Origin of the sequence: Bacillus sp. ISL-45 (assembly GCF_018613195.1) — a bacterium.
Taxonomy (GTDB): Bacteria; Bacillota; Bacilli; order Bacillales; family Cytobacillaceae; genus Mesobacillus.
In genome coordinates this window covers 142,877-149,242 of sequence record NZ_JAGGQQ010000004.1, presented here as the reverse complement: position 1 = coordinate 149,242, position 6,366 = coordinate 142,877, and the positions used below count along the sequence as shown (strand labels likewise).

At 43.2% G+C, this 6,366-nt stretch carries 5 protein-coding genes; all 5 read left to right on the top strand.

Going from position 1 to position 6,366, the window contains the following annotated elements; genetic code table 11:
* Nucleotides 1-250 precede the first annotated feature (250 nt).
* The 5 genes from spoVS (at nucleotide 251) to miaB (ending at nucleotide 6,366) form a co-directional block, all read left to right on the top strand.
* Nucleotides 251-511, top strand: a complete 261-nt coding sequence (gene spoVS / locus J7E35_RS03605; RefSeq protein WP_010193268.1) for a stage V sporulation protein SpoVS — start codon at nucleotides 251-253, stop codon at nucleotides 509-511.
* A gap of 70 nt (nucleotides 512-581) precedes the next feature.
* Nucleotides 582-1,577, top strand: coding sequence for a dipeptidase (locus tag J7E35_RS03600; protein ID WP_483297650.1), 996 nt, complete (start codon nucleotides 582-584; stop codon nucleotides 1,575-1,577).
* Nucleotides 1,578-1,875: 298 nt separating this feature from the next.
* Entirely contained in the window at nucleotides 1,876-3,609 is a 1,734-nt protein-coding gene (locus tag J7E35_RS03595) for a 2-oxoacid:acceptor oxidoreductase subunit alpha (RefSeq protein WP_214777039.1), read from the top strand.
* A gap of 1 nt (nucleotide 3,610) precedes the next feature.
* Nucleotides 3,611-4,477: a 2-oxoacid:ferredoxin oxidoreductase subunit beta gene (locus J7E35_RS03590; RefSeq protein WP_214777037.1), complete on the top strand. Its 867-nt coding sequence runs from the start codon at nucleotides 3,611-3,613 to the stop codon at nucleotides 4,475-4,477.
* A 344-nt stretch (nucleotides 4,478-4,821) separates the two neighbouring features.
* Nucleotides 4,822-6,366, top strand: coding sequence for a tRNA (N6-isopentenyl adenosine(37)-C2)-methylthiotransferase MiaB (miaB, locus tag J7E35_RS03585; RefSeq protein ID WP_214777036.1), 1,545 nt, complete (start codon nucleotides 4,822-4,824; stop codon nucleotides 6,364-6,366).

Sequence of the window (6,366 nt, the reverse complement as noted above, 5' to 3'; positions counted from 1 at the left end):
AGAAGGCCGCATAAGGGTACGCGCCCACGCCTGGAACCAAACCTGTGCATCAGGATATACCTGAGCTTTCCCGTGAAGATACATTCAAATAATCCGCTTTAACAACAGTATCCCTCTTAAATACTTTCATGCCTTTTTTTTACTGAAGGTCATATGTGGGTCTCCTCCTGAATATAGTAGCAGTGGAACAGACTAACCTGGATGTCCATTTATGACATCCAGGACGGGATAAAATAAGGAGGAGCCAGGAATGGAGATATTAAAAGTTTCAGCAAAATCTAATCCTAATTCTGTAGCTGGTGCGCTTGCTGGAGTACTGCGCGAAAGAGGAGGCGCAGAAATTCAGGCTATCGGGGCGGGTGCATTGAATCAGGCCGTTAAGGCAGTAGCGATCGCAAGAGGGTTCGTAGCACCTAGCGGCGTCGATTTAATTTGCATCCCGGCATTTACTGATATCCTGATTGATGGCGAAGAACGGACAGCCATCAAATTGATTGTTGAACCCAGATGAAAGCGTCAGCGTGCCTATAGATAGAGTAAGTCTTAAAAACCTTTAAGGGTAACTTTCAGCCTGTTTGCTACTGCAAGCAGGTTTCTTTTATATTTTGGTGTATTATGAATGTAAAAAGGAGGGTATTTTTGTGAAGATCTTTGACGCCCATTGTGATGTCCTATATAAATTATTTTTGGATCCAACCCTTGAGTTCGCCAATTCACCGGGATTGCAGGTCAATCTTGAAAGGCTGAAGACTTCGAACACCAAAGTCCAATTATTTGCTATCTATGTACCTGAATCTGTTCATCCTGAGCTGAAATTTGAAGCTGCATTAAGGATGGCGGATTTATTCTATGAAAAAGTCCTGACCCCTCATCCTCAAATAAAGCTGGTAAAGGACAGGATGGACATTGACAGGCTAACCGAGGATGAAATCGGTGCAGTCCTGACTCTGGAAGGTTGTGACGCGATTGGACAGGATTTATTGAAGCTGCGCACTTTGCTGAGACTAGGAGTACGCTCAGTAGGCTTGACATGGAACTATGGAAATTATGTGGCTGATGGTGCTCTGGAGGAACGTGGAGCGGGCCTTTCAAGATTTGGCCGTCAGGTTGTCCAACTCTTGAATGATACTGGAACAGTCTGCGACGTCTCCCATTTATCTGAACAGGGATTCTGGGATGTAATGGAAAGTGCTGAGCATGTGTTCGCATCCCATTCAAACTGTTATTCGCTTTGCCGCCATCCGCGCAACCTTAAGGATAATCAGATCAATGCTTTGATTGATCGTGATTCAGTGATTGGTGTTACCTTTGTGCCAGAATTTTTATCTGGTAAAAAGGAGTCTGCAACAATTGATGATATTATTCGCCATCTTGATCACATTTGTTCTCTTGGGGGAGAAAATCATGTTGGCTTTGGCTCGGACTTTGATGGAATTGAATTTACGGTAAGCAACCTTGAGGGTAATGAACAGTATGATAACCTTTGGAATGAACTGCAAAAATATTATTCTGATATACAAGTGCGTAAGTTCCTACATAAGAATATGGCTACCAGAATGCCAGTACAAAGTCGCTGAATCCAGTGTAGAAGGACAATCACTTACCGTGAATCCAAGGTGACCTGGACAAGAAACTTATAATATTTTAATAAATAAAAAAATATTCATATTTTAGTCAATAATTATTCTGAAAGGGTTGCTTTTTTATTCACATAGGTCTAGAATTGTAAGCGTTTAGTACCATCCATTTGCTAGATTTCAGCACTCAATGCAAGATATTAAACCGCTTAATTCTAGTGAATTACTTGGAAAAGTGCTACACTTAATAACGAAGCGTTTTTACATATTTTTTTACGTATCTAAAGGGGTGTAAGAGATGATCAATCAACTTTCATGGAAAGTTGGCGGACAGCAGGGAGAAGGAATTGAATCTACCGGGGAAATTTTCTCTATTGCATTGAACCGTCTAGGCTACTACTTGTATGGCTACCGTCACTTTTCATCACGTATCAAGGGCGGACATACAAATAACAAGATTCGAGTAAGCACTACAGAGGTTCGATCTATTTCTGACGATTTAGATATTCTTGTAGCTTTCGACCAGGAAACGATCGATGTAAACTACAAAGAATTGCATGAGAACGGCGTAATTATCGCTGATGCGAAGTTTGACCCGAAAAAGCCTGAGGATACTCAAGCTGCGATGTATGCGGTTCCATTTACGGAAATAGCTACTGAATTGGGAACATCTCTTATGAAAAACATGGTTGCCATCGGTGCGACTAGTGCAGTTCTAGACTTGGATATCCAAGTTTTTGAAGAAGTCGTCCAGGAGATTTTCGGACGCAAAGGACAACAAGTTGTCGATAAAAATATGGACGCCATCAAAGCTGGCTACGAATATACGAAAGAACAACTAGGCGGCACTGAGACAATGCAGCTTGAAAAGGCTGATGGCCAGAAACGCCTGTTCATGATTGGCAATGATGCAATCGCTCTTGGAGCAGTAGCAGCAGGATGCCGCTTCATGGCTGCATATCCAATCACACCTGCTTCTGAAATCATGGAATATTTGATCAAGAAGCTGCCTGCTCTTGGCGGAACAGTGATCCAGACGGAAGATGAAATCGCTGCTGTCACTATGACAATCGGTGCTAACTATGGCGGCGTACGTGCCCTTACAGCTTCTGCTGGACCAGGTCTTTCATTGAAGATGGAAGCAATCGGCCTTTCAGGTATCACTGAAACACCGCTTGTCATTGTTGATACACAGCGTGGCGGACCATCAACGGGACTTCCTACAAAACAGGAACAGTCAGATTTAATGGCGATGATTTATGGAACGCACGGTGAGATCCCTAAAATTGTCTTTGCTCCAAGTACTGTTCAGGAAGCATTCTACGATGCAGCAGAAGCATTCAACCTTGCTGAGGAATATCAGTGTCCTGTCATTATGCTGACTGACCTGCAATTATCGTTAGGAAAGCAGACAGTTGAACCGCTTGAGTTTGATAAAGTGGAAATCCGCCGCGGTAAGTTGGCTGCAGAAGCTCTTCCTGAAATTGATAATAAAGGATACTTCAAGCGTTATGAAGTGACCGAAGATGGTGTTTCACCACGTGTTATTCCAGGAATGAAGAACGGTATCCATCATGTTACTGGTGTTGAACATGATGAAACAGGAAAACCTTCGGAATCAGCTGCTAACCGTATTGCGCAAATGGATAAGCGTATGCGTAAAATCAGCAATCTGAAGTTCAATACGCCAATCCACAAGAATGCTCCGCATGAGGAAGCTGATCTGTTGATCGTAGGTTTCAACTCTACAAGAGGTGCGATTGAAGAGGCAATGGGAAGACTAGAGAAGGATGGCCTGAAAGTAAACCACGCACACGTGCGCCTGGTACATCCATTCCCGGCTGATGAAATGATGCAGCTTGTAAAATCTGCAAAGAAAGTTGCAGTTATTGAAAACAATGCGACAGGACAGCTGGCAAACATCATGAAGATGAATGTCGGAAGTCATGAGAAGATCCATAAGATCCTCAAGTATGACGGAAATCCATTCTTGCCGCAGGAAGTCCACACAAAATGCAAGGAGTTGTTCTAGGATGGCGACTTTTAAAGAATTTCGCAATAATGTAAAACCAAACTGGTGTCCAGGCTGCGGCGACTTCTCTGTACAGGCGGCCATGCAGCGTGCTGCTGCCAATGTGGGTTTAGAGCCTGAAGACCTGGCTGTAATCTCTGGTATCGGCTGTTCAGGCCGTATCTCTGGATATATCAACTCATACGGTTTCCACGGAATCCATGGCCGTGCACTGCCAATCGCTCAGGGCGTGAAGATGGCCAACCGTGATTTAACAGTCATCGCTTCTGGTGGTGACGGAGACGGCTTCGCGATCGGTATGGGACATACAGTCCATGCGATCCGCCGTAACATAAATATCACTTACATTGTCATGGACAACCAGATTTACGGTCTGACAAAGGGACAAACTTCTCCGCGTTCGGCTGCTGGATTCAAGACAAAATCAACTCCTGCAGGTTCTATCGAGCAGGCTATTTCGCCAATGGAACTGGCTTTGACAGCTGGCGCTACTTTCGTGGCACAAAGCTTCTCGACTGACCTGAAGGACTTGACTGCACTGATCGAGGCTGGAATCAAGCATGAAGGTTTTTCATTAATCAACGTATTCAGCCCTTGTGTAACATACAACAAGGTAAATACCTACGATTGGTTCAAGGAAAACCTGACAAAGCTTGGCGATATCGAAGGATACGATCCATCAAATCGTGAAGCAGCCATGCAGACATTGATGCAGCATAACGGTCTTGTTACTGGATTAATCTATCAAAATACAGAGCGTAAGTCTTATCAGGATCTGGTAAGCGGATATTCCGAAACTCCTTTGTCAAAAGCAGACCTTAAGCTTGATCAAGCCCATTTTGACAAGCTGGTTGCTGAATTCATGTAATTAAAGCGGAGCAATTTTCAATAAAACCCCAATCATCGAGGATTGGGGTTTTATTATTCTTGTAAAATCAAGCTTATTGGGATCTTTTGTGATTAGCATCACTCCAATAAGATAATCTATAGGGTAATATAAATGACCAGGGCGGCTTTTTTATAAGAAAGCTGTATTTCCAATGCCTGCTATTGTTTTCATTGATTGAAGAGTTTATACTATTATAATGTGTATATTTAATATTTTCAGGGTGATGTAGCCCTTTTTATCGTAGAAAGCAGAACTGTTAGTGTAAAGCACCGGCTAGGATGAATCAATCTGCCTGCTTGCTTTCTAATGAAAGGAGATCTGAAATGAACGAGAATCAACGCTTGGAAAGCCAGAAAGTACAAACTGATAATCCTTCGGACAAAAAATCCAGCAAAGATTATAGCAAGTACTTTGAAACAGTATATACAGCTCCATCATTGAAGGATGCAAAGAAACGCGGCAAAGAAGAAGTTAAGTATCATAAAGACTTTGATATCCCTGCAGAATTCATTGGTATGGGACAAGGGCGCAAATTCTACATCCGTACATATGGATGCCAGATGAATGAGCATGACACAGAAGTCATGGCTGGTATATTCCTTGGTCTCGGCTATGAACCTACTGACAGTGTCGAGGATGCGAATGTCATTCTACTGAATACATGTGCAATCAGGGAAAATGCTGAGAATAAGGTGTTTGGTGAACTTGGACATTTAAAGCACCTGAAAAGAGAAAAGCCAGATCTTCTATTGGGAGTATGCGGATGCATGTCTCAGGAAGAATCGGTGGTTAATAAAATTCTCAAAACCTATAACCAGGTCGATATGATTTTTGGTACACATAATATCCATCGCCTGCCACATATTCTGCAGGAAGCATATATGTCCAAAGAAATGGTCGTTGAAGTCTGGTCCAAGGAAGGAGACGTAATCGAAAACCTTCCGAAGGTTCGCAGAGGGAACATCAAAGCATGGGTGAATATCATGTATGGCTGCGATAAATTCTGCACATACTGCATCGTTCCTTATACACGAGGCAAAGAACGGAGCCGCCGCCCAGAAGACATCATTCAGGAGGTCCGTCAACTTGCGGCCCAGGGCTATCAGGAAATTACCCTGCTTGGCCAGAATGTAAACGCGTATGGAAAAGATTTTGAAGACATCAAGTATGGTCTTGGGGACTTGATGGATGAAATCCGCAAAATTGATATTCCGCGAATCCGTTTTACAACAAGCCACCCGCGTGACTTTGATGATCACTTGATTGAAGTACTGGCAAAAGGCGGAAACCTGATGGACCACATCCATCTTCCAGTACAGTCAGGTTCTACTGATGTGTTGAAAATTATGGCCCGGAAGTATACTCGGGAACAATATTTCGAACTCGTACGCAAGATCAAAGCGGCCATCCCTAATGTTACATTGACAACGGATATTATCGTAGGATATCCAAATGAAACGGATGAGCAGTTTGAGGATACCTTGTCACTTGTCCGTGAGGTTGGCTACGAATCAGCCTATACATTCATTTACTCTCCAAGGGAAGGAACGCCTGCCGCTAAAATGCAGGATAATGTCCCAATGGAAGTGAAAAAAGAGCGCCTGCAGCGCCTGAATGCACTTGTCAATGAGCAATCAGCACAGTCTATGAAGAAATATCAGGATCAGATTGTTGAGGTCCTGGTCGAAGGCGAAAGCAAAAACAATCCTGATGTTCTTGCGGGTTACACGAGCAAGATGAAGCTTGTCAATTTTGCTGGACCGAAGACGGCAATCGGCAAAATCGTCAAGGTAAGGATCACAAAGGCAAAAACATGGTCATTAAACGGGGAAATGGTAGAAGAAATCGAACCAGTTGAGGTGAACTAA

Bases quoted from the DNA above. Each gene is read 5' to 3' on its own strand.
- spoVS (WP_010193268.1), top strand. From the start codon at position 251: ATGGAGATATTAAAAGTTTCAGCAAAATCTAATCCTAATTCTGTAGCT.
- J7E35_RS03595 (WP_214777039.1), top strand. From the start codon at position 1,876: ATGATCAATCAACTTTCATGGAAAGTTGGCGGACAGCAGGGAGAAGGA.
- J7E35_RS03590 (WP_214777037.1), top strand. From the start codon at position 3,611: ATGGCGACTTTTAAAGAATTTCGCAATAATGTAAAACCAAACTGGTGT.
- miaB (WP_214777036.1), top strand. From the start codon at position 4,822: ATGAACGAGAATCAACGCTTGGAAAGCCAGAAAGTACAAACTGATAAT.